The sequence below is a fragment of the Dickeya fangzhongdai genome (assembly GCF_002812485.1).
Lineage (GTDB): Bacteria > Pseudomonadota > Gammaproteobacteria > Enterobacterales > Enterobacteriaceae > Dickeya > Dickeya fangzhongdai.
The window spans coordinates 1,652,962-1,674,905 of sequence record NZ_CP025003.1 but is presented as its reverse complement, the minus strand read 5'-3'; the positions used below and the strand labels follow the sequence as shown (position 1 = coordinate 1,674,905).

At 57.3% G+C, this 21,944-nt stretch carries 13 protein-coding genes; 6 read left to right on the top strand and 7 right to left on the bottom strand.

Translation table 11 applies throughout. The annotated features are described in order from the left end of the window. Window positions 1-144 precede the first annotated feature (144 nt). Both CVE23_RS07695 and CVE23_RS07690 read right to left on the bottom strand, forming a co-directional pair. A complete protein-coding gene (locus CVE23_RS07695; RefSeq protein WP_225623144.1) occupies window positions 145-7,035 on the bottom strand; it encodes a type I polyketide synthase in 6,891 nt (2,296 codons plus the stop codon). 165 nt (window positions 7,036-7,200) lie between these two features. Next, window positions 7,201-8,178: a hypothetical protein gene (locus CVE23_RS07690; protein ID WP_145958411.1), complete on the bottom strand. Its 978-nt coding sequence runs from the start codon at window positions 8,176-8,178 to the stop codon at window positions 7,201-7,203. A 695-nt stretch (window positions 8,179-8,873) separates the two neighbouring features. Here CVE23_RS07690 and CVE23_RS07685 point away from each other — a divergent pair. The 5 genes from CVE23_RS07685 to proP all read left to right on the top strand — a co-directional run bounded on the left by CVE23_RS07685 (window position 8,874) and on the right by proP (window position 14,393). Beyond that, complete coding sequence (locus CVE23_RS07685) at window positions 8,874-10,001, top strand: ABC transporter permease (RefSeq protein ID WP_049854999.1); 1,128 nt, start codon at window positions 8,874-8,876, stop codon at window positions 9,999-10,001. 9 nt (window positions 10,002-10,010) lie between these two features. Further along, window positions 10,011-10,730 carry an ABC transporter ATP-binding protein gene (locus CVE23_RS07680; RefSeq protein ID WP_100849223.1) on the top strand — a complete coding sequence of 240 codons (720 nt, stop codon included), beginning with the start codon at window positions 10,011-10,013 and terminating at the stop codon, window positions 10,728-10,730. After that, window positions 10,727-11,656 (top strand): efflux RND transporter periplasmic adaptor subunit, encoded by a 930-nt coding sequence (locus tag CVE23_RS07675; protein ID WP_100849222.1) that lies wholly within the window; start codon window positions 10,727-10,729, stop codon window positions 11,654-11,656. Before CVE23_RS07680 ends, CVE23_RS07675 begins: the two co-directional genes overlap by 4 nt. A 60-nt stretch (window positions 11,657-11,716) precedes the next feature. Then, window positions 11,717-12,430: a 4'-phosphopantetheinyl transferase family protein gene (locus tag CVE23_RS07670; RefSeq protein ID WP_100849221.1), complete on the top strand. Its 714-nt coding sequence runs from the start codon at window positions 11,717-11,719 to the stop codon at window positions 12,428-12,430. A gap of 457 nt (window positions 12,431-12,887) precedes the next feature. Beyond that, the gene (proP, locus tag CVE23_RS07660) at window positions 12,888-14,393 is read left to right on the top strand and encodes a glycine betaine/L-proline transporter ProP (RefSeq protein ID WP_100849219.1); all 1,506 of its coding nucleotides are present in this window, start codon (window positions 12,888-12,890) and stop codon (window positions 14,391-14,393) included. Between the two features lie 93 nt (window positions 14,394-14,486). On the opposite strand, the gene CVE23_RS07655 is transcribed toward proP, so the two are convergent. The 5 genes from CVE23_RS07655 to CVE23_RS07635 form a co-directional block, all read right to left on the bottom strand. Continuing rightward, window positions 14,487-14,714, bottom strand: coding sequence for a DUF1272 domain-containing protein (locus tag CVE23_RS07655; RefSeq protein ID WP_167389545.1), 228 nt, complete (start codon window positions 14,712-14,714; stop codon window positions 14,487-14,489). A 50-nt stretch (window positions 14,715-14,764) separates the two neighbouring features. Further along, a complete protein-coding gene (efeB, locus tag CVE23_RS07650; RefSeq protein ID WP_100849218.1) occupies window positions 14,765-16,078 on the bottom strand; it encodes an iron uptake transporter deferrochelatase/peroxidase subunit in 1,314 nt (437 codons plus the stop codon). An 11-nt stretch (window positions 16,079-16,089) separates the two neighbouring features. Continuing rightward, window positions 16,090-17,211, bottom strand: coding sequence for an iron uptake system protein EfeO (gene efeO / locus CVE23_RS07645; RefSeq protein WP_100849217.1), 1,122 nt, complete (start codon window positions 17,209-17,211; stop codon window positions 16,090-16,092). 58 nt (window positions 17,212-17,269) lie between these two features. Then, a complete protein-coding gene (gene efeU, locus CVE23_RS07640; RefSeq protein ID WP_038918420.1) occupies window positions 17,270-18,115 on the bottom strand; it encodes an iron uptake transporter permease EfeU in 846 nt (281 codons plus the stop codon). A gap of 300 nt (window positions 18,116-18,415) precedes the next feature. Continuing rightward, complete coding sequence (locus CVE23_RS07635) at window positions 18,416-19,975, bottom strand: sensor domain-containing diguanylate cyclase (RefSeq protein ID WP_100849216.1); 1,560 nt, start codon at window positions 19,973-19,975, stop codon at window positions 18,416-18,418. Window positions 19,976-20,941: 966 nt separating this feature from the next. Between CVE23_RS07635 and dgcN the strand changes: the two genes are divergently transcribed. Beyond that, window positions 20,942-21,934 (top strand): N-acetyltransferase DgcN, encoded by a 993-nt coding sequence (gene dgcN / locus CVE23_RS07630; protein WP_038918418.1) that lies wholly within the window; start codon window positions 20,942-20,944, stop codon window positions 21,932-21,934. The last annotated feature ends 10 nt before the right edge of the window (window positions 21,935-21,944 follow it).

The following is a 21,944-nucleotide window of genomic DNA, read 5'->3' as shown; positions in this document are numbered from 1 at the left end:
AAAACATCACTCCTGAATATCAGCCGGGGATCCTGAATATGCTCACGCATGCCCTTCATCTTTTAAGTCGCAGCCGCTTTGGCTGCAACTCGAAATCTATTGGGCATCTATTCAGGAACCGGTTGGCTCGATTTAATTAAACGGTCATTTATTTGCGATGACGCTCTCGGCCTGCGAATAGCAGAATAATTTCCTTAATGCTGATGACGCGGTAAATTCCACCTGACTTAACCGGCTGTAAATATGCCCCTGTTCATCATGCAGGACGATATCGGTAATAAACGACGACAGCGTTTGTTTAACGATACGCATCGAGGCAAAGAACGGCACACCGGCCGGTACCGGCGCAAGATGTTCAATGCGGCCAATGGCCGACGGCAAACCCGCCTTGTCGGAACGCAGCATCAGCCACATCAACGGCAGTTGCAGGCCGACGTCATGGACGAAGAAATCGAACGCCGTGGTGGCGAATTGCCCGGTGGTCGTCGCCTCCGGCAGCCGGCAGAACAGCGTCAGGCTTTCATCGTCAATGCTTACCCGTTCGTGAATGCCGCGGAACGCTTCGCCGTGAAACAACAGGCTGCCCTGCCGCATATCGCCGTACACCGGCTGCTCCAGCCCGATTCGCTGGTTCAGATCCACCGTCACCCGCTGCTGTTGCGAAGCCGGCGCCTTGATGCCGAGCGTCAGTTTCGCCTGATAGTGTTTCTCGCCGTGATCGTTGAGAATCACCATCTCCAGCGCCAGCGCCTCATCGCCCGGCTGATAGCCGGCGGTGGGCTGCCACTGCACCTGCCAGTCCTCGCGCTGGCTACCGTCAAACACGATGCCTTTCAGTACCGAAAAGGCGTCCACCGCGGTCACCCGATAGCCGGGGAAACGTTCCGCGGCGACGTGCGACATCCAGGCAATCGCCGCCGTGGCGGGCAGTACCGGCTTATCGTTGATGACATGGTGCAGCAGGAACGGGTTATGCTGCGCCAGCAGATGCCGCTGTACCGTTTCCCCCGGCCCCAGCGCTTTGACCGTCTGCACCGCCCGGTAACTGGCGCCGCCAATGGCGACCTGCCGGGTCGCGCCATCGCAGAACTCATCCAGGAAGCGGCGATACCCTTCCGCCGCCGGAATGATGATCATGTTTTGCGCATCGTAAGCCCGCTTCAGGGTGTCGTTGACCATCCCCCCGTCCCACGGTCCCCAGTTGATGGCGCGCAATACCGGACGATGCTTCCCGGCCAGCGGCAGCCAGCTGAACTTGTTGAGGATCTCGTTTGCCAGCGCATAGTCGGTCTGCCCCGCGTTGCCGAAGAACCCCGACACCGACGAGAACAGGATTACCTGGCGCAGTTGGCTGGGTTCCACCACCTGCAACAGGTTTTCCAGCCCGCGCACCTTGACGTCGAAGACCGAACGCAAGTCGCCCAGCGTCTTCTTCTCGATGCGTTTATCAGCCAGATTGCCCGCGCCGTGAATGATGCCGGTCACGGCGCCATACTGCGCCGCGACGTCGGCGAGAATAGCGGCAAGCTGGTCCCTGTTGGTGATATCGCACTGGCGGTACACCGCCTTCGCCCCGCGCTGTTCGATAGCCAGCAGCGTTCGGCGCACCTCGTCGTTGTGCTCCAGTCCGCTCAACATGGCGCTGATTTTCACCGGCGTCGGCTGCACATGCTGCTGTTGCAGGCTGGCGATGGCCGCGGCCTTCCTGGCCTCCGGCGTCTGTGCGCCCACCGCCCATTCCGGCAGGGGCGCGTCGATGTCGGTCCGGCCCAGCAGAATGAACGTGGCGGGTACGCCCTGCGCCAGCGCCTGCACGCAGCCGGCGGTAATGCCTCTGGCGCCGCCGGTGACGACGAACACATCCTGTGCCGTCACCGCGCTTTCGCCCGCCGTCAGCGCGGCGGCGGCCGGGCGTAATGCCAGCGTCATGCGCTCGCCGCCCGCGGGCCGACCGACCTCGCCGATCGTCTGGTTGCTATCCTGCAACTCTTCGCAGACGATGCGCGCCACCGCCTCGTCGCCCAGCGACGCGGCGATATCCACCGTGCGGCAAAATACCGATTTCCATTCGATATTCAGCGCCTTAGTCAGGCCGGTAACGCCGCCGGTCACCACCGGCAGCATCTGACGCTGTGCGGTGCCCAGTTCACCGTCCCCGCGCGCCGCCACCAGAAAATACCCGTTGTCGGCCTGAGTCAGCGACGGTTGCAGGCGGCGGGCCAGCAGGAACAGCGTCTCGACGGCGCTGTAGTCCTGCGGCCGGAACACGTCCCGCAGCTGTTTGACCGCCGGGCGCGCCGCCTGCAGGTAAATCACGCCGCCAATGGCGCCATGCTGCGCCTCCAGCGTGGTGATGGCGTCGTCAAGCGCCACCTCGTCCGGCTGGACCAGAGTCAGCGCGGCGCTGCTTTTCTTGCGTTTTTTCCCTTTCGGCGCGGCCGGCAACACCGTCATCCATACGGTACGCTGACCGTGTTGCGCCAGTTGCTGCAATAACGCCGTCGGCGTTTGCCCCTCTTCGTCGACAACCAGCCAGGTTCGCGCTGTCGCAAACGCCTGCGGCAGGCGATCCGGCAACGGTAACGGCTGTTGAACGACGTCATAACGCCCGACGCCATGCGTGTCGGCAACCGGCGTTTCGACGATCGCGGCGTCAACGGTAGACGCGGCGAATTGAGCTGTGGTCGGCTGAATCACACCAGTAGCGTGTGATTCAGCTAGCGGCTTTTTTACCGTATTGTCCACCGTGGTGGTGGTGACAAAGCCCAGCGAACGCAGCGTCGCCTCAGAACCGGTATCGCGGCCGTCTTTGGCTTCCGATTCACGCAGGTTGTCTTCCACGAAGAACTCGCGCGCCGACTCGGTTTCACCCTCTGGCGTTCCGCCGCCGCGAATATCGGCGATAATTTCTGCGATCATGCCCATGAAGAAATCGGACATTTTGTTGATGTTGCTGAGGGCTTCGATATCCAGCGTTTCCAGATCTTTGTTCTTGGAAGCGTCGTGATAGACGCCCGCATCAGCGGAGAAGGCATCGAACATCGCGCCGAAGATTTCCAGACGCTTGATGGAGTCGATGCCCAGATCGGCTTCCAGATCCATCTCGCCGTCAATCATGTCCTGCGGATAACCGGTGCGGTCACTGACGATCGCAATCAGTTTGGCGGTGATCTCTGCCACCTGGATCGCCTCAAAACGGGCGACTTGCTCTTCTTCTTCCGCCGTCAGCACCTTAGCGGCTGGCGCAGCGGCAGCAGCAACAACCGGCGCGCTGTCCTGAACCGCAGCCGGTGCGGCGGCGGGTGCGGCGACCGGCGCCGGGCTAGCCGTCACCACCGGCTCGGGGATGACAGGCAGCGATGGCGCGCTGGCGACAACCGGTGCAACCGGCGTTACAACCGCCGCCGGCACCGGCGCGGCAACCGCGGGCGCCGTTACCGGAACGGCGGTGACGGACAGGACGTTGTTCCCTGATACTGGCGCGGCAATTACCGCACGACGAGGTTGCAAGACCGCATTGTGATTATCGTTTACGTCAAACAGATCCTGCTGGGTGGCGAAATAACGCTCATGATTGGCGTGGTACAGCTCCAGATTTTTGTTCAGCAACTGAACGCTCTGGCCCAGACTGGTCAGCATATGCGGCAGGTTCTGGTGATCGGGATATTTGTCCAGCAAAGTGAACTGCTTGTTCAGCAACGACTCCAGCAACGAGATGTACTCCTTCTGGTTGGTCTGGAATTGCTGATGCAGTTGACTCATCACCTGCTGGGCAGTTAGCAGGCCGTGCAAATTGCCGTTATCGTGACTGTGCGTCAAGGGAGCCTTGTTTTCCATTACAGTATCTCTCTCTGAGGTAGGTAAAGATGGTTTTCCTGTTTCCTGCGTCCTTGAAGCAGGCGCCTGGGGGGCGGGTACGGATGTTGCCGACGGGCCGATGCCGGTCGTCAACGTCTCGGTCGGTAGCACCGCTGTTTGGGGAGCCGCTGTTTTTAACGCATCTGTTTTTAGAACGTCTGCCTTTAAAACCTCGGTCTTTAACACATCGGTACTGGGACTGACATTGGCGCTGGGACGGGTATCCGCTTTCGACGGGGTAGCAACGGCGGCGCGCTGGGCGATGAACTGATCCACCACGCGGGTATCGCCATCGCGCAGGGCGTTCTGGCGACGGGCGCGGTTTTTCGCCGACAGGAAAAAGCCGCCGTTCAAGCGCACGCTGACGCTGCTGCGTTTACGCGACGGTAGCGGCGCCGGACGGGCATAGCGATCGAAAGCGGTCAGCGGCAGCCCTTCAGCCACCAGACGCGCAATCGCCCGGGACAGCTGTACGCGTTCTTCACCCTTGTCGCTGGTGTTGAGCGACACCACGCTGTGCGGCCGATCCTTGAGAATATCCGCCACCAGTTTGCCAAGAACGCCTTTCGGGCCAATCTCGATAAACAGCCGCCCGCCTTGCTGATAGAGGGCTTCGATGGTCTGGCGGAACAGCACCGGCTGAATCAGTTGGTTAGCCAGCACCTCGGTGATGGCCGCCGGCGTATCGGGATAAGCCTGCGCCAGCGCGGTGGAATACAGCGCGCCGTGCGGGGCCTGAAAACTCACCGCCGCCAGCTTCTGGCGAAACGGCGTTGCCGCGGCGGCGATGTAGCGGGTATGAAACGCGGCCGAGACCTGCAACAGGCGGCAATGGACTTTTTTCGCTTCCAACTGCTGGTGCAATTGGCGGATCTGATCGCTGGCGCCGCCAAATACCACCTGAGAAGACGAGTTGTCGTTGGCGATGACGATATCCGGATACGCGGCCAGAATGGCTTCACGCTCGGCGGCGCTGAGCGACGCGGCCAGCATCGCGCCGGCATCCTGATTATCCCCCGGCTTGCTGGCTAACGCCGCCGCTTGCCCGCGAGCCAGCGACACCCGGTAAAAATCATCGTCCGACAATGCGCCGGCGGCCCACAGCGCGGTAACCTCGCCGTAGCTATGACCGCAGAAGAAATCCGCTTTGAATCCGATGTTCTTCAGCAAATTGTAGTAACCGGCGCTGATGGCGCCGATAGCCGGCTGGGCGTTGGCGGTTTCCGTCAGGCGTTGCTGCTGCTTCTGCCGTTCAATATCGTTAAATACCGGAATCGGGTAGATAACCGGAGAGAGCGCGGGCAGGTTGTCGTCCTGCGCCAGGGTATCGAGCGTTTCCAGCGTCTGGCGCAGTTCAGGAAAATCCACGGCCACGCCGCGCCCCATGTTGACATACTGGGAGCCCTGCCCCGGAAACATCGCGACTACCGTTCCCGCCGTCGCCTTCGCGTGCGGCTGATAGTAAATACCGACCGGATGCTCCCACCCTTGTTCGCGCTGACGGGAGAGCTGTTTGATCGCCGAATCAAGGAACGACGCCACCTGTCCGGCATCCTCCACCACAAACAGCAGTCTGGCGTGTTCCGCCGGCAACGCTTCCGGATCCTGCTGTCGGAGGTGTTCGCGCAACATGATGTCCGGCGACGACGCGGCAACCTGCGCCGCAGCCGCCTGGCAGACGGTCAGCAGCGCATCGGGCGTCTCGGCCTGGAACAGCAGCGTGGCGGGCAGGTCGTTGAGACGGTAGCGCCCCTGCGGCTCGCGCTCATATTCTTCCAGCACCGCATGGAAGTTGGTGCCGCCAAATCCAAAAGCGCTCAATGCGGCGCGACGCGGGGCATTATTCGCCGGACGCAGCCAGGGGCGCGCATCGGTATTGGCATAGAAGGCCGAGTGCTTGTCGGCCACCGCGTCACACGGCTGTTCGACGTTGATGGTCGGCGGCAGCACCTTGTGGGATAACGCCATCGCCACCTTGATCATCGACGCCGCGCCCGCTGCGCAGCGGGTATGACCGATTTGCGACTTAACGCTGCCAAGCGCGATCGACTTGGGCGCCAGCGCCATCTCGCCGAACACCGCGCCGAGGCTTTTCAGTTCGGTGTTATCGCCAGACGCCGTGCCGGTACCGTGCGCCTCCACCAGTTGGATATCCGACGGCGCGATCCCGGCACGCTGGTAGGCGCGATGAATCGCTTTTACCTGCCCTTCGTAACGCGGCGCGAAGATGCTTTTCGCCCGGCCGTCGCTGGACGCTTCCACCGCTTTCAGCACCGCGTAGATCCGATCGCCGTTCAGTTCGGCATCTTCCAGGCGTTTTAGCACCAGCATCCCGACGCCGTCCCCCAGCATGATGCCATCCGACTGCTGATCGAACGGGCGCGACAGGTTGCTTTTGGAGAGCGCGGGGGTTTTGCTAAAGCACAGGAACGAGAAGGCCGAGTTCTCCAGATTGACGCCGCCGGTCAGCACCGCGTCGCAACTGCCGGATTGCAGTTCGCCCACCGCCGACTTGATAGCGGCCAGGCTACTGGCGCAGGCCGCATCCACCATGTAGGAGGTGCCGCCGAGATCAAAGTAGCTAGCGATACGACCGCAGGCCACATTGCCCAGAAAACCGGGGAAGCTGTCTTCATTCCATTCCAGATACAGGTCGTGAACGCGGTTAATCACCTCATTGGCAACCGCTTCCGACAGCCCGGACTTGACCATGATGCGGCGCAGATAAGGCGCTTGCTGGCGGGCCGCCAACGAGAATGAGGTATTGCCGTTACCGCTCCCGCCCAGAATCACGCCGATGCGATCGCGGTCAACCGAGCTGCCGTCCCCAACCAGACCGGCATCCTCCATCGCCTGTTTGGCAACGTACAGCGCAAATAACTGCGCGGTGCCGATAGAGTCGACAATCGCGGGCGGAATCTTAAATTCCACCGGGTCAAAATCAATCGGCTGAATAAAACCGGCCTTGTGGCCGTAGGTTTTATCCGCCTGCGTAGGGTCGGGGTGATAAAAATCGTCTTTATACCAATAATCGTCTCCCGGCAGGGTATCGATATCGGTAATGGAACTCCTTTTCCCATTTATATTGCGCCAAAAATCATGCAGGCTGGCGGCATCGGGGAAATGGCTGGCCATTCCGACAATCGCAATATCACTCGACCCATTATTCAGGTTCAATATATCTTTCCCTAACATATATTCCCTCTTACACGAAGGCGTGGTCAGCCCTGGGCGGCATGAAATCATGCGCCTTATTCCGACCGGCTCCATTGCTAATCAAAGTTGAAGTTTATGCTCAGATGCCACAGTCATAAAAAAGTCAAAAACTAAAACAACGCCCATTCATTTCTTTGACAAAACCTCGGTTCTACCTCGCAGCATCCCTATGATAACGCCGATAATAGCGGCTATAGCGGCGACGACGATTTCAAGCGCTATCACCGAAAACATATTGGTTATGGTAAATGGGAAATACTTCACGATAATGAATATGCTCGCCACCACCGCGGCGCTGAATGCATGCAGAATGAAGTACATTGACCACTCATCCAGTTCATCCTCATCGTCGAAATGCAACATCCCTATTCGGGTGTCAATCACAGCCTGCTTTTTCGCAATATGCGTGATCCATATTGATATTATCCATGCGGTTCCCCCACAGCCGAAGGCAATGGTTTCCACATCCAGATTCGTTTGCTGGTGATAGTATTTCCATGAAATGAAACCCACCGTTAACATGGCGATAATCACCCAGGGAATAAAATAATTCACCACCAGGTGTTCGTCGCTAAACGCCTTATTTTCATTGCGCTTCCCGGCGAGCATCTGTTGCTGATACCACTGTTTCACCCTTGGAATAAAGGTCTTGTAGATCAACAGTATCGATAAAAAAACACCCCAGAAGAGGCTACCGATCGCCAGCAGCGGAATCGCTTTATACCGCATAGATACAGTGTGATAAATCACGGAGGAAATTATCATCACAGGAATAGAAATCATCACCGCGGCAATAGCCAACCTGGCCCATAGCCTGGCCGGGCGATTATTTACAGGCAGGGAGGCTTGCGCCAGCGGCAATGATGGAACCGTACCGGTAAGACGGCTAATCTCCTCCAGCATCAACTCAACGGTAATGGAGAAGACGGCAATCATCGGGAAGAAAACACAGAATAGGATAAAGTGCATTCCTTTATCGGCATCATCACTGGCTGCGGATAGAAAGAATATAATGAAGAATATTGCCAGTTCGATAGCCACTCGGATAAAGACAGCAATAGATAATCTAAAATTAATAATTCCTTGTCGCATAACGCTATCCATAAACATCTCCAGAAAAACCACCATCTCAGAACGGTATCAATTAACTGAGAAAATCATGAGCATCTTGAATATTTAAAACGTTGTTTTAGTTATTGGCTTTGGGATTAATTTAATTTTGATGACTTACTGTATACAGCAGCAATAGCACCTTTTCAAACCAGCCTGAAAGTAGAATCAAAAATTATCAAAATTATAATAATCATCCATTTAGGCGATAAGCCTGCCTCAATCGGACATAAAAATTTAAAAACAAACAAAAAATAGAATAAAATACCGAAAAAATCACAAAAAACAGATCATGTTACCGATAATTGTGTAACAAGCCACTCTTGATAAAACCTTGACAAAAGATTCATGAATAATTGATAGAGCATTCACAGAAACAACCACGCAATGTGTGCTTACAATATCTTTACATTCAGTTATATTTGAATTGATTGATAACAAATAGGTGTGTTATATAAAGTCGATGAGGTTTAAATAGCTAGAAAGCGTGCTATTAAATAATTACTACAACCGAAAATTAAGTTGTCTGGAATAATGAATTCTGACATATCTATATAAAGGGCGTTCGGATCGATTGCTCTGTTCTGATCGATTGCTCTGACGGATTCTCTGACAGAGATTCTCCGACAGGCGCTAAGCCGCGCGCGTCTCTGCGTTTATTCTTGTATTTAGACAGAAAGGATTCTGTGATGCTTTCTCTTGCACGGTCGATTCTCATCCATGAATGGCGGCGCTTTCTGCCCGCGGTACTGGCGGTTGCTTTCTCCGGCTTGCTGGTGGTTGTGCAGTTGGGACTGTTGCTCGGCATGTTCGGCGCAGTCAGTGTCTATATTGACCGTTCTTCCGCCGATCTTTGGGTCGGCTTCCCCGATACGCAAAGCATCGACTTGCCAAGGCCGATTTCAGAAAAAGTTGAAAACACCTTACTGATGAATCCGGAGATCACCGCCGTCGAGCGGCTGTCGTGGACGCTGGGCGACTGGCGGCGGCCTGCCGGCGGCAGGATTTCAGCGGTCATCATCGGCATAAATCTGCAGCCGAACGCCATGACGTTCGCCAGCCTGCTGACGCCGGAAAAGAAACAACTGCTGCAGGTGCCGGGCAATCTGCTGGTGGATATCAGCGATCTCGACAAACTGGGCGTGAAGGTGGGCGACTATACCGAACTGAACGGCAAGCGGGTGCGCGTCGCGGGTACGGTCAGCGGCATGCGGTCAATGGGCGGCGTCAACATCATCACCTCGCTGTACACCGCCCGCACGCTGGACCCGGCGCTGCTGAAAAACAACCTGGACTATTTTCTGGTCAAGATCAGAAACCCCGCGGACGCCGAGCGCGTGCGCGACCAACTGCAACCAACCGGTGAAAACCGCCGCTTCCAGGTCTGGACCGCGCAGGAGTTTTCCGATCAATCGGTCGGCTACTGGATCTTCGAATCAGGTTCGGGCAGCGGCTTTCTGTTTTCCTCAACACTGGGCTTCGTCGTCGGCATCGTCATCACCAGCCAGACCCTGATGGCGGCCATTGTCGCCGCACTGCGCGAATACGCCACCTTACGCGCTATGGGCGTCCCCACTCGCGCGCTGCGCAAAGTGGTGCTGGAACAGTCGTTCTGGATCGGCGTGACCGGGCTGTTGCTGACCACCCTTATAACGCTGGCGCTGTCGGCCGGCGCCCAGGCGCTGTATGTCTCTTTTACGCTGCCGTGGCCCGCGCTGATCTTCCTGTACGGTCTGGTGATGACCATCACGCTCTTATCCGGACTGATGGCGCTGCGGGCGTTGAACCGCGCTGAACCTTTCACCCTGTTACGTTGAGACAAGCGGATGAGCACAACCATCACCATAAACGCCAGACACGTCAGCCACAGCTTCACCACCGGCAAGGTCGTCCAACCCGTGGTGAAAGAGGTGGATTTGCAGATTGCCGCCGGTGAACTGACCCTGATTATCGGCCCTTCCGGCTCGGGCAAAAGTACGCTGCTGGCGATCCTGTCCGGGCTGCTGCGCCCGCAATCAGGGCAGGTGTTTATCAACGGGCAGGACATTACCCAATATCACGATCGCGATCTGGAAAAATTCAGGTTGCATCATTGCGGCTTCGTATTTCAGGGCTTCAATCTGTTCGGCGCGCTGAACGCGTTGCAGAACGTGATGCTGCCGCTGACTTACGGTGAACAGCTTTCGCAGCAGGCGGCGAAAGAGCGGGCGTCCACCACGCTGGATGCCGTGGGGCTCAGCAATCGCAAAACGCTCTACCCCGCCGAGCTGTCCGGCGGGGAAAAGCAGCGTGTGGCGATTGCCCGTGCGTTGGTCAAGCACGGCCAGTTCCTGTTCGCCGATGAGCCCACCAGCGCGCTCGACAAGCATAACGGTCAAATTGTTATCGACACATTGCGCCACATTGCCCACCAGCAGGGCTCCACCGTGGTGGCGGTGTCTCACGATAACCGTCTGATTGAACACGCCGACCGGGTTATTACCATCGAAGATGGCCGTATCACCCATGATTCCGGCTCTTCACTTCACGGAGTTTCACTGACATGAAAGTTATCCACCTGGTCAGTAGTCTCGTCATGGCATTGGCGCTCAGCGCCTGCGACGCCGAAAAACCGTCGCCGCCGGCAGCGCAGTCCGCCCCCTGGGTCGCCATCGCCAAAGGCTACATCAGTATCGAAGGCGGCATGATCAGCATTGATGCGCCGCGCGCCGGCATCATCAAGCAGATCCTGGCGGAAGAAGGCGATGAAGTAAAAAAAGGGCAGTTGCTGGCGCAAATCGATGATAACGAGGCGGAGCTGTCGTTGCGGCAGTCGTTGACCTCGCAGGAGGAAGCCACGCAGGATGTCGCCACCAGCAAAACCAAGCTGGAGATTGCCGAACGGGAATACCGCCGGGTGCTGCCGCTCGGCACTCAGGTTATTTCCGATCAGTCGAAACAAAACCTGAAGGACCAGATGTCGCTGGCGCGCGAGGATCTGGCCGGCAAAAAAGCCGCGCTGGAAACGGCCAAAGCCAAGGTGGCGTCCGCCCAATTGGAAGTGGACAAGTTCAAGGTTCTCGCCCCTGAAAACGGCAAGATCGTACGGCGATACGCCAAACCGGGGGAAGGTTCCTCCACGCTCAATGTGACCCGCCTGTTCACGCTGGCGCCGGATGCGCCGCGCATTGTGCGCGCGGAAATCGAGGATATCTTTGTCGATAACGTACGCCCCGGTCAGTTGGCCGAGGTAACGCTGGAAAACAACGAGAAAAAGGTCTATCAGGCCAAAGTGCTGCGGCTTAGCGAAGTCTTCGGTCCCAGCGTACAAAATACGGACGATCCGACGGCCAAACAGGACACACGGGTGATTGAATGCGTGCTGTCGCTGGATGCGCCGAAGATCAAACTCGGTCAGCGGGTGATGGTTAAAATCTACCCGTTGGGCACGGTGCCGCCCGTCGGCACTCCCGCACCGGCCGCGGCGCCATGATATTCACAGTGCAAGACATTCACAGTGCGACATTCACTGTGCCATGACATTCGTAGCGCCATGACAATATTATTTGCAGCATTGCCACACGCGTTACGGCGTCATCTTTACTTCGCCAGCCAGACGATCGAGGTCAGCGACGCCGCGCAGACCCGGCTGCTCAACAGCGGATTAACGCTGCCGGCGTCGCTTAACCGCGCCGTACTGAAACGCCGGGTGGAATTTCTGTCGGGGCGCGCCTGCGCGCGCGAGGCGCTGCGACTGGCGGGATTGACGGTCCCCGATTCGCTGCCGATTTCGCCCCATCGACACCCGGTGTGGCCGGTCAACATCGTCGGCTCCATCAGTCACTGCAACCAGTTGGCGTTTGCCGTCGTCGCCCATCGTCAGGCGTTGCACAGCGTGGGGATGGATATCGAGGAGTGTATGACCGAAAGCGCGTTGGATAGCGTGCGTGCGCTGATCGCCAAGCCGCAAGAGCTGCGCCTTGCGGCCCAGACAGGGCTTGCCGAGACGCTGGCCGGTACCCTGCTGTTCTCCGCCAAGGAGAGCCTGTTCAAGGCCCTGTTCGCCGACGTACAGCGGATTTTCGATTTTTCCTGCGCGCAGTTAACCGACTGGCAACCGTCGCGCCAGTGTCTTCAACTCACCCTGACGCAATCCCTTAGCCCCACTAACCCGCTGGGGAAACAGCTCTGCTGTTACTACCACTGTTTTGACAATCACGTTCTGACACTCTGTCTTGAGCCCCAGCGCGGCCTTGATCCGGCTTAAAACCCGGCTCAAACCGTGTTTTGCTTTCACGCGCCCGCGACCTGTTCCGTCCCCGGTGTGGCAGGCGTCATACCGCCTGCACCGGCCTCACGTCACAAGCATAAAAAACCAGTAAAATGCCAGTTAGTACATATTTAAATCCAGACAAACGGCGTTTAATTGTCATTAATTTTTATAATATCAATTTTTGTGATATTATTGATGAATTCGTGCATCGCCGACCCCAACACTGCATCAACGCAGCGGCGAGATACGATCTGATGCTCAAGGGGGAGAATGAGACGGTGTTGCGCCACGCTGCAGGCGCGCCGACGTGAATAAACGTTTTGCGGGCTGATGTCCGGCACACCCTCACCACACTACCCAATAGCACCTGACGTCATACCCGGCAAGACGGTGTTTTTCCCCACGCTTCACCTCCCTTTTCATGTCACGATAATAAAAGGTTAGTCACTTTATGAAATTGAAGAGAAAACGTGTAAAACCTATCGCGCTGGACGATGTCACCATCATTGATGACGGCCGTCTGCGTAAAGCCATTACCGCCGCCGCGCTCGGCAACGCCATGGAGTGGTTCGATTTTGGCGTCTACGGCTTCGTCGCCTATGCGCTGGGCCAGGTGTTTTTCCCCGGCGCCGATCCCGGCGTACAGATGATCGCCGCGCTGGCGACCTTCTCGGTGCCGTTTCTGATTCGCCCGCTGGGCGGCGTGTTTTTCGGCGCGCTGGGCGACAAATACGGCCGCCAGAAAATCCTCGCCATCACCATCATCATTATGTCCATCAGCACCTTCTGCATCGGGCTGATACCGTCGTACGAACGCATCGGCATCTGGGCGCCGATCCTGCTGCTGCTGGCGAAAATGGCGCAGGGGTTCTCCGTCGGCGGCGAATATACCGGCGCGTCGATCTTCGTGGCGGAGTATTCGCCCGACCGTAAACGCGGCTTCATGGGCAGTTGGCTGGATTTCGGCTCCATCGCCGGGTTTGTGCTGGGCGCCGGCGTGGTGGTGCTGATTTCCACCATCATCGGCGAACAGGCGTTTCTGGAATGGGGCTGGCGTCTGCCGTTCTTCCTGGCGCTGCCGCTCGGCATCATCGGCTTGTATCTGCGTCACGCGCTGGAAGAAACTCCCGCGTTTCAGCAACACGTGGAAAAACTGGAGCAGAACGATCGCGACGGGCTGAAAGCCGGGCCGGGCGTCTCTTTTCGGGACATCGCCACCCATCACTGGAAAAGCCTGCTGGTGTGCATCGGGCTGGTGATCGCCACCAACGTGACCTATTACATGCTGCTGACCTACATGCCAAGCTACCTGTCGCACAGCCTGCATTACTCGGAAAACCATGGCGTGCTGATCATCATCGCCATCATGATCGGCATGCTGTTCGTGCAGCCGGTGATGGGCCTGCTCAGCGACCGCTTCGGCCGCAAACCGTTCGTGGTTATCGGCAGCGTCGCCATGTTTTTCCTGGCGGTGCCGAGCTTCATGCTGATCAACAGCAACATTATCGGTCTGATTTTTCTGGGGCTGCTGATGCTGGCGGTGATCCTGAACGCGTTTACCGGCGTGATGGCGTCAACCCTGCCCGCGCTGTTCCCGACGCACATTCGCTATAGCGCGCTGGCCAGCGCCTTCAACATCTCGGTGCTGATCGCCGGCCTGACGCCAACCGCCGTCGCCTGGCTGGTGGAGAGCAGCCGCAATCTGTACATGCCGGCGTACTATCTGATGGTGATCGCCGTTATCGGCCTGCTAACCGGTCTGTTCATGAAAGAGACGGCCAACAAGCCGCTGAAAGGCGCTACGCCGGCTGCTTCCGACCTGTCGGAAGCGAAGGAAATTTTGCGGGAGCACCACGATAATATCGAGCATAAAATCGACGATATCACGCAGCAAATCGCTGAACTGGAAGAGAAACGCAAGCTGCTGGTCGCCCAGCATCCGCGGATTAATGAATAGTAATGAAGCGTGATGCGCGCCCGCCGGCCATACGGTCGACGGGCGTTTTTACGTCAGCGACAGACTATCAATAACCAACAACCAACAACCGCGCTAACGGGCGAGCACCCGCCGGGTCGACGCCGGGTTATTGATGAGCTTTTCCGCCGGTCGGATCGGCCGGCGAACCAGCTCGCCGCCGCAGTTAGGGCAGCGACCGTTCAGTTTCTCCTGCGCGCAATCGGCGCAGAAGGTACATTCAAACGAACACATCCGCGCCAGCAATGAATCCGGCGGCAGATCGACGTCGCAGCATTCACAATTAGGCCGCAATTCCAGCATGATGGCGCTCCTGTTTTCAGGTATCAACCCAGTTTATAACCCTGCCTGACTTACGCCGTCAACAACCCGCTCGCCAGCCAGTCGTCGGCATTTTTCACCCCCGGCAGCACGAAGAAATAACCGCCGCCGATCGGTTTGATGTACTCCTCCAGCGGTTCGCCGTCGAGCCGTTTTTGCACCGTCAGGAAGCCTTTTTCCAGGTCGGCCTGATAGCAGACGAACAGCAGCCCCATATCCAGCTGGCCGGAATTGGACACTCCCAGCGAGTAACTGTAGCCGCGGCGCAGCATCAGATTGGCCTGGGTTTCCCGCGTTCGCGGGTTAGCCAGACGAATATGCGCATCCAGCGGAATCACTTTGCCTTCCGGATCCTGACTGTAGTCCGGCTCGTCATGCTCATGAGTCATGCCCAACGGCGCGCCGCTGTGTTTTTCCCGGCCGAAAATGGTCTGCTGCTCCCTGAGCGGCGTGCGGTCCCAGAATTCGACATGAAAACGGATGATGCGCGCCGCCTGATAGCTGCCGCCCACCGTCCATGCCGGTTCGCCGGACGGCGCGCCGACCCACAGGATCTGGTCCATCAGCGTATTATCGCCGGTATTGGGGTTAGCGGTGCCGTCCTTGAATCCCAGCAAGTTGACGGGGGTTTCCTGGCCTTTGCTGCGCGCCGCGTGCGCGGAAATGAACCCTTCCCGCTTCCAGCGCACGCTGAGCAGGTCCGGCGTCTGCTTGATGATATCGCGCAGCGCATGCAGCACCGTTTCGTTGGTGTTGGCGCAGATCTGCAACAGCAGGTCGCCATGACACAGACTGGCGTCCAGCGAGTCGTTGGGAAAACGCGTCATGCGCTGCAGTTTCAGCGGCTTGAGCGCCTGCAAACCAAACCGCTCGTCAAACAGCGAAGCGCCGACCGATACGGTGATGGTGAGATTATCCGGATAGATTTCCGGCCCCATGATGCCGGAATCCAACGGCGGCAGACGCGGGTCGACGTCCGGCACTTTGCCGCCCTGCGTCAGAAACGCGATACGCTGGGTCAGCAACTGGAACAAGCGGGTCAGATCCGGTTTGCTGGTCGCCAGCACATCGAACGCCACCAGCATCATCGCCGCCTGTTGCGGCGTGACGATACCGGCCTGATGCGGACCGTAGAACGGCTGTTTTTCCCAACGTTCATCCTGCGGCGCCTGCGGCTTGTCCTCCGCCTGCGCCAGCCGGTCGGCGCCGAGCGCCAGCGCGCCGCCCATCATCCCCAGCCCCTGCAACAGCCGGCGGCGTGAGGGGGAAGCGATGTCCGGCTGTGCCGGACAAGCGGAGGGTTGGGAGGAATGCGGCCCGTCCTGCGGGCCAGTGGTATCACTCATGATAGCTCGCCTCAATCCAGACCGAGCACGCCGCGCAATTGCGCCAGATCTTCCGCCAACGTGGTGATCGGCCCTTTCAGCGCGGTGCGATCGGCATCGCTCAGCTTCTCGTAGGATTCAAAGCCGTCTTTGCTTTTGTACTTCGCCAGCACGCCGTCGACGGTTTTGAAGTTGGCGTCGATCTTGGTCAGCAGCGGCTTATTGGCTTTCTCCAGCAGCGGGCGCAGCAGGTTGACGATCTTCTGCGCGCCGTCGACGTTGGCCTGGAAGTCCCACAGGTCGGTGCGGCTGTAGCGATCTTCCTCGCCGCTGATCTTGGTCGCCGCCACTTCTTCAATCAGCCCGGCCGCGCCGCCCACCACTTTACTCGGCGGGAAGGTCAGGCTGGCGATGCGTTTTTGCAGTTCCTGCGTATCGGCGTACAGCTGATCGGCGTAGTGCTCCATGCCTTTGGTGGCATTGTCGGCAAACAACGCTTTCTCCAGCCGGTGGAAGCCGGTGAATTTCGGGTCTTCCGCTTTCTTTTCGTAGTCGTCTTCACGGGCGTCGATGCTGCCGTCCAGATCGGAGAACAGCTCGGCGATCGGTTCGATACGCTCGTAATGCTGGCGGGTCGGCGCATAGAGTTTGCGCGCTTCATCCAGCTTGCCGGCCTTGATGGCGGCGGTGAACAGTTTGGTCTGCTGGACCAGCCCTTCCACCTCTTTGGTCACGTAAACCTTGTATTCGGCGATCGGCCCGACCAGATCCAGCACGTTGGTTTTCGCGGCGGCGGCCTCGCCGCTGGCGGTCACCACCAGCTTGCCTTTGGGGTTGCTGAGCAAACCGCAGGTCATGTCGTATTCGCCCGGCTCCAGATTGGCGGTCATTTTCTGGGTGAAGCCCGGCGCGATATTCTCACGCTCTTCCACCACCATCACCCCTTTGAGGATTTCCCACTCCAGGTTCTTCTGGCTGGCGTTGGCGACCACAAACTGCGTTTTACCTGCCGCCACCGTGACTTGCATCGGTTCGCACTGCTTGTCGTTAACCGTTATCTTAACCTGCGGAATGTCGGCAGCCAGAGCGCTGAACGTCGGCAGAGCCAGCAGAGCGGCGCACAGCGCCGTACGGCGGAAGAATGGTGTAGACATAGACCTATCCCTTTTTACATTGATTGTTGATGGTGGTCATCGTTGATGGCGATGATGATTAATGATGATGTTTACGCGACGCCGAAGCCGTGGCCGGCTCCATGCGCTGCGGCAGGAAAAAGAACGCCAGCGCCGGGATCAGATACAGGAAATAGACCACCACTTCGCTGATCGTCGGGGTTTCCTGATAGCCGAACATGCCTTCCAGCAGCGTGCCGAATAGCGTATGGGTCGACAATGTGGCGCTAAAATCGAAGGCGATTTGCTGAAATTGATTCCACAATCCCGCTTCGTGAAACGCGCGGATCGCCCCGGCAGCCAGACCGGCGGCGACAAACAGAATGAACAGGCTGCTCCATTTGAAGAACCGCGCCAGATGCAGTTTCACCCCGCCCCAGTAGATCATCATCCCGACCACGACGGCGCACAGCAGCCCCAGCACGGCGCCGATCGGCGCATAGATGCCGACATCCTGCTGAAAAGCGGCCAGCAGAAAGAACACCGACTCCAGCCCCTCGCGCGCCACGGCGAAGAACACCATCGCCACCAGCGCCCATCCCTGACGCTTGCTGGCGTTGAGCGCCTGATCGATAGCGCCTTCCAGATGCACCCGTACCGAACGCGACACTTTGCGCATCCAGAACACCATGTACGTCAGGATCACCACGGCGATCACCGCCACAATCCCTTCGAACAGCTCCTGCTGTTTCTGCGGAAATTCACCGGTGGTGGCGTTGATGAATACGCCAAGCGCCAGACACAACGCCAGCGCCAGCACCACGCCTGCCCAGACCGCGCCCAGCCACTGCTCGCGTTGGGTACGCTTCAGGTAGCTGGCGATCAGGCTGACGATCAGCGCCGCTTCCAGACCTTCACGGAACATGATGAGTAACGGAACGAACATGGATGGAAACTCCTCAGACAGACCGGGCGACGCGCCTCACAGCCCGGACGCGCCGCCGCAGGAATACAAATCGGATAAAGAATGATAATAGTTCTTATTAATAAAGAAATGTAAGGATTGGTAAAGCACTTTTTTCTAATCAAATATTTCAACGCCGCAGTCTGGCGCGGCGGCGCGTCACGGCAGGGAAAAGCGGGCGGTGTCTCACAATAATTCGCGTCGCGGGCGCCGACTTAAAGCGCCGCTATCAGGGCGGAGCGCTACGCTCCCAAAGGGTTGGGTAATTCACGGCGGGAGCAGCTACAGCCGCACGCAGCGGTCACGGCCTTTTTTCTTCGCCAGATACAGCGCCTGATCGGCGCCCTCTTTCAGACGCTGAATATCGCAGGGGTTGTCGCTGGAGTGCGAATACACCCCCACGCTTACCGTCACCACCTGACGGGGCAATAGCGAAGCCTGATGCGGCACTGCGCATTTGCGCACATCCTCCACGGCTCGCTCGCCGTACACCGCCGCCTGCTCGCCGCTCATGCCCGGCAAAATAATGGCGAACTCCTCGCCGCCGTAACGGGCGGCCAATCCGCCGTCAGGCAACGGCAACCCACTCAGCACGCTGCCAAGTTGGGTCAGGCAGCGGTCGCCCAGTACATGCCCGTAGGTATCGTTGTAGAGTTTGAAAAAATCCACATCCAGCATAATCAGCGACAAGGTTCCGCCCTCTTCACGGGCCCGGGACAGCGACTGCTCCAGATAAAGATCAAAACGCCGGCGGTTGGCCAGCTTGGTGAGCGGATCGACCATCGCCAGTTTTTGCAGCACTTTGTTTTTGTCGCTTTCCTCCTGATGCAGACGGCTGATCGCCTCTTTATTTTTCACCGTTAACCGGATCTGCTTCAGGACGAAACCGCCGAGGAAAAACATGGCGAGCAGCACCATGATGTTGAGCGCCATAGCCGAAATATTTTCCGCCAGCCAGCGCGCCTGCAACGCGCCCCGGTCCAGACTCGCCGCCACCACCAGCGGATAACGCTTCAGTTTAACGTAGCCGACAATACGCACCCGGTTATCCAGCGTGGTGCGCCAGGTACCGCTGCCGCTGCCTTGTTCCAGCCGGGACTGTTCAAACAGGCCGCCGTCAGCGAAATTACTATTAATATATTGTTCACGATTGGGGTAGAGATAAATAGCATGGCCGTCCGCATTCATCAATGACAGCACACCGTCATAATCCAGACTGAAATAACTGTAGAAATTACCGAAATAATTATGGTCGATAGTGGCAAGAAAAACGCCCTTGAATTCGCCATTCGGCCCATTTATCCGTTTCGCCACCGGAATAATACGTCTGCCGGTGATCGTACTGACGGTAACCTTACTGATAAACAATGATGCGGTATTATTGTCCCTGAGCCAGGTAAAATATTCCCGCCGACCGGCATTATAAATATAGAGCGGCCCTTTGCCGGTGGAAGAAATCAGATTTCCCTTTTCGTCAAACAGGTAGAAACCGACCAGTTGCGGCAGCACCGCGCGATGGGTATCGAGAACGCTTTTCACTCGCGTGGAATCCAGCATGCCGGTTTGCGACAACTCCCGCAGCATGTCATCGATCGCCACTTCAATCGGCACAAAAGTATCTTCCGCCTGACGTGACATCGCCACGGACAGGTTAGTCACGTTTTTCTCCGCCTCCACCAGCATACGCTGATAGGAATCCAGAAAATTCCAAATACTGGTGGTAACAAAAATCAGGCTACAGACGGCCAGAAAAGCCATCATGGTAATACCGGGGGAAGAATAAAAAGGTAAAGAGCGAAGGAAACGCAGAGCGCTGGACGGAAAATTATTATTATTTGACATATGCGTTCTCAGTAAGGCTACAACCTTATCCATACCCTGCATGTTAGTTGCAGAAGGCGGCGACGCAGCGAATTCCCATCAGCCGACCAGGCAGATAACCGGAGAGCGAGGAACGCCAATGCGCCTGCAACGTAATGTATGACGGGTACAAACATGCTACCTGATATTTCCGACGGTGTCTGCTATCGCCACAATGCTGTCTCCCATTTTCCTAAAAGACGCAACGGGGGTATCCAGTCAGGCAAAATGGGCCCCATCGGCACTCAGCGCACATCCGTAACGTCTTACCACATCGGTACAGGCTATAATAAATCTGTGACAAAACACGCAGGTCTGTAAAAAAGCCGGTTACCGTACCGGTATCCGCGCCCTCCTGACGCCCGGTGTTACGCTACCGTATGAGTCGATATACGATCCATTGTAGTGCAACCGATTGTAGTGCAACCGTTCGCCCGATGTGAAAGCAACCTCCGTTTTGCGCGCTATTCGTGCTTTTCATTAACGTGATGATGAATATTATTTTGAGTTAATTTAACATTCCCCAGAAAAATACGATGACGCTTGTCCAATAATGGGCAGCGGCACCAAAATAACGCGAGCGATGCACTAAAATAACCACATTCATTTTTTATTCGCCTTTGTTTTTATAAAAATCGGTCGAATATTCATTTTTAAAAAAATAACAGACTTTTATTTTAAAAAATAGCCAAAATAAGACACCAGAAACAAATAAAGACCACCAAACCCAGAATATAAATCTTATTTTTTGTCATTATTGACAACATAACACTACTTGATAATATCGAAAAATCTGACCTGTCAGCATTATTTCCTGGATATCAATACGTATCCAAAAAAGGGCTGGCGCATGCATTATCTTATTGATTTTAATTTTTTATTTCCTTACCAGCGGGTGAGACGGCGGCCCTTTGTCCTGCGTTTTTTATTTCAATGACGGAGTTTGCGATGAATATTAAAAAACCTTATTTGTTGTTCCTTGGCGATGCCCACGACCAGTTGGCCGCTAAAGTGGCGATCGGCATTAAACAGTGGCATCCGGAATACTGCGTCGGTCAGTATCGCATGGCGGGATGCCAGGCGGACTGCGGGCTGCCGGACCTGGATATCGCCGCTGCGCGGGCGGCGGGCGCGCAGACGCTGGTGATCGGCGTGGCGAACCGCGGCGGCATCATTTCCGATGCCTGGATCGCGGTGCTGCGTCAGGCGCTGGAGTGCGGTATGGATCTGGCCGCCGGTCTGCACAACAAACTGGCGGATGTGCCGGAAATCAGTGAACTGGCCGCGCGGCTGGGGCGCTCATTGTTCGACGTGCGTCACCCGACGCAGAGCTTCCCGGTGGCCAGTGGGCGTAAACGCAGCGGCAAACGTCTATTGCCGGTCGGCACCGACTGCTCCTGCGGCAAGATGTATACCGCGCTGGCGATTGAAAAAGCGCTGCTGGAACGCGGCGGCAACGCCACTTTTCGCGCCACCGGCCAGACCGGCATTCTGATTTCCGGCGCGGGCGTCAGCATTGACGCGGTGGTATCCGACTTTATCGCCGGCGCGGTGGAAACCCTTGCGCCCGATAACGACGCCGACCACTGGGACGTGATCGAAGGTCAGGGGTCGCTGTTCCACCCCTCTTTCGCCGGGGTCACCACCGGTATCATCCACGGCGCCCAGCCGGACGCGCTGGTGCTGTGTCACGAACCCACCCGCACCCGCATGCGCGGCGTGGACTATCCGCTGCCGGACCTGCAAGCCTGTATCGATCTCAATCTGGCGATGGCGCGGCTGACCAACCCGAACGCCCGCTTCGTCGGAGTCTCCATCAACAGCGCGCACCTGAGCGAAGCGGACGCGCTGGCCTACATGGCGAAACTGGAACATCAGTTGGGGCTGCCGGTAGTCGACCCGTTCCGTCAGGGCGTAGGCCGCATCATCGATAACTTGTAAGGACGGCATC

What these genes read in the sequence shown, in the direction of transcription:
- CVE23_RS07690 (WP_145958411.1), bottom strand. Translation starts at nt 8,178, where the DNA reads ATGGATAGCGTTATGCGACAAGGAATTATTAATTTTAGATTATCTATT.
- CVE23_RS07685 (WP_049854999.1), top strand. Translation starts at nt 8,874, where the DNA reads ATGCTTTCTCTTGCACGGTCGATTCTCATCCATGAATGGCGGCGCTTT.
- CVE23_RS07680 (WP_100849223.1), top strand. Translation starts at nt 10,011, where the DNA reads ATGAGCACAACCATCACCATAAACGCCAGACACGTCAGCCACAGCTTC.
- CVE23_RS07675 (WP_100849222.1), top strand. Translation starts at nt 10,727, where the DNA reads ATGAAAGTTATCCACCTGGTCAGTAGTCTCGTCATGGCATTGGCGCTC.
- CVE23_RS07670 (WP_100849221.1), top strand. Translation starts at nt 11,717, where the DNA reads ATGACAATATTATTTGCAGCATTGCCACACGCGTTACGGCGTCATCTT.
- proP (WP_100849219.1), top strand. Translation starts at nt 12,888, where the DNA reads ATGAAATTGAAGAGAAAACGTGTAAAACCTATCGCGCTGGACGATGTC.
- CVE23_RS07655 (WP_167389545.1), bottom strand. Translation starts at nt 14,714, where the DNA reads ATGCTGGAATTGCGGCCTAATTGTGAATGCTGCGACGTCGATCTGCCG.
- efeB (WP_100849218.1), bottom strand. Translation starts at nt 16,078, where the DNA reads ATGAGTGATACCACTGGCCCGCAGGACGGGCCGCATTCCTCCCAACCC.
- efeO (WP_100849217.1), bottom strand. Translation starts at nt 17,211, where the DNA reads ATGTCTACACCATTCTTCCGCCGTACGGCGCTGTGCGCCGCTCTGCTG.
- efeU (WP_038918420.1), bottom strand. Translation starts at nt 18,115, where the DNA reads ATGTTCGTTCCGTTACTCATCATGTTCCGTGAAGGTCTGGAAGCGGCG.
- CVE23_RS07635 (WP_100849216.1), bottom strand. Translation starts at nt 19,975, where the DNA reads ATGTCAAATAATAATAATTTTCCGTCCAGCGCTCTGCGTTTCCTTCGC.
- dgcN (WP_038918418.1), top strand. Translation starts at nt 20,942, where the DNA reads ATGAATATTAAAAAACCTTATTTGTTGTTCCTTGGCGATGCCCACGAC.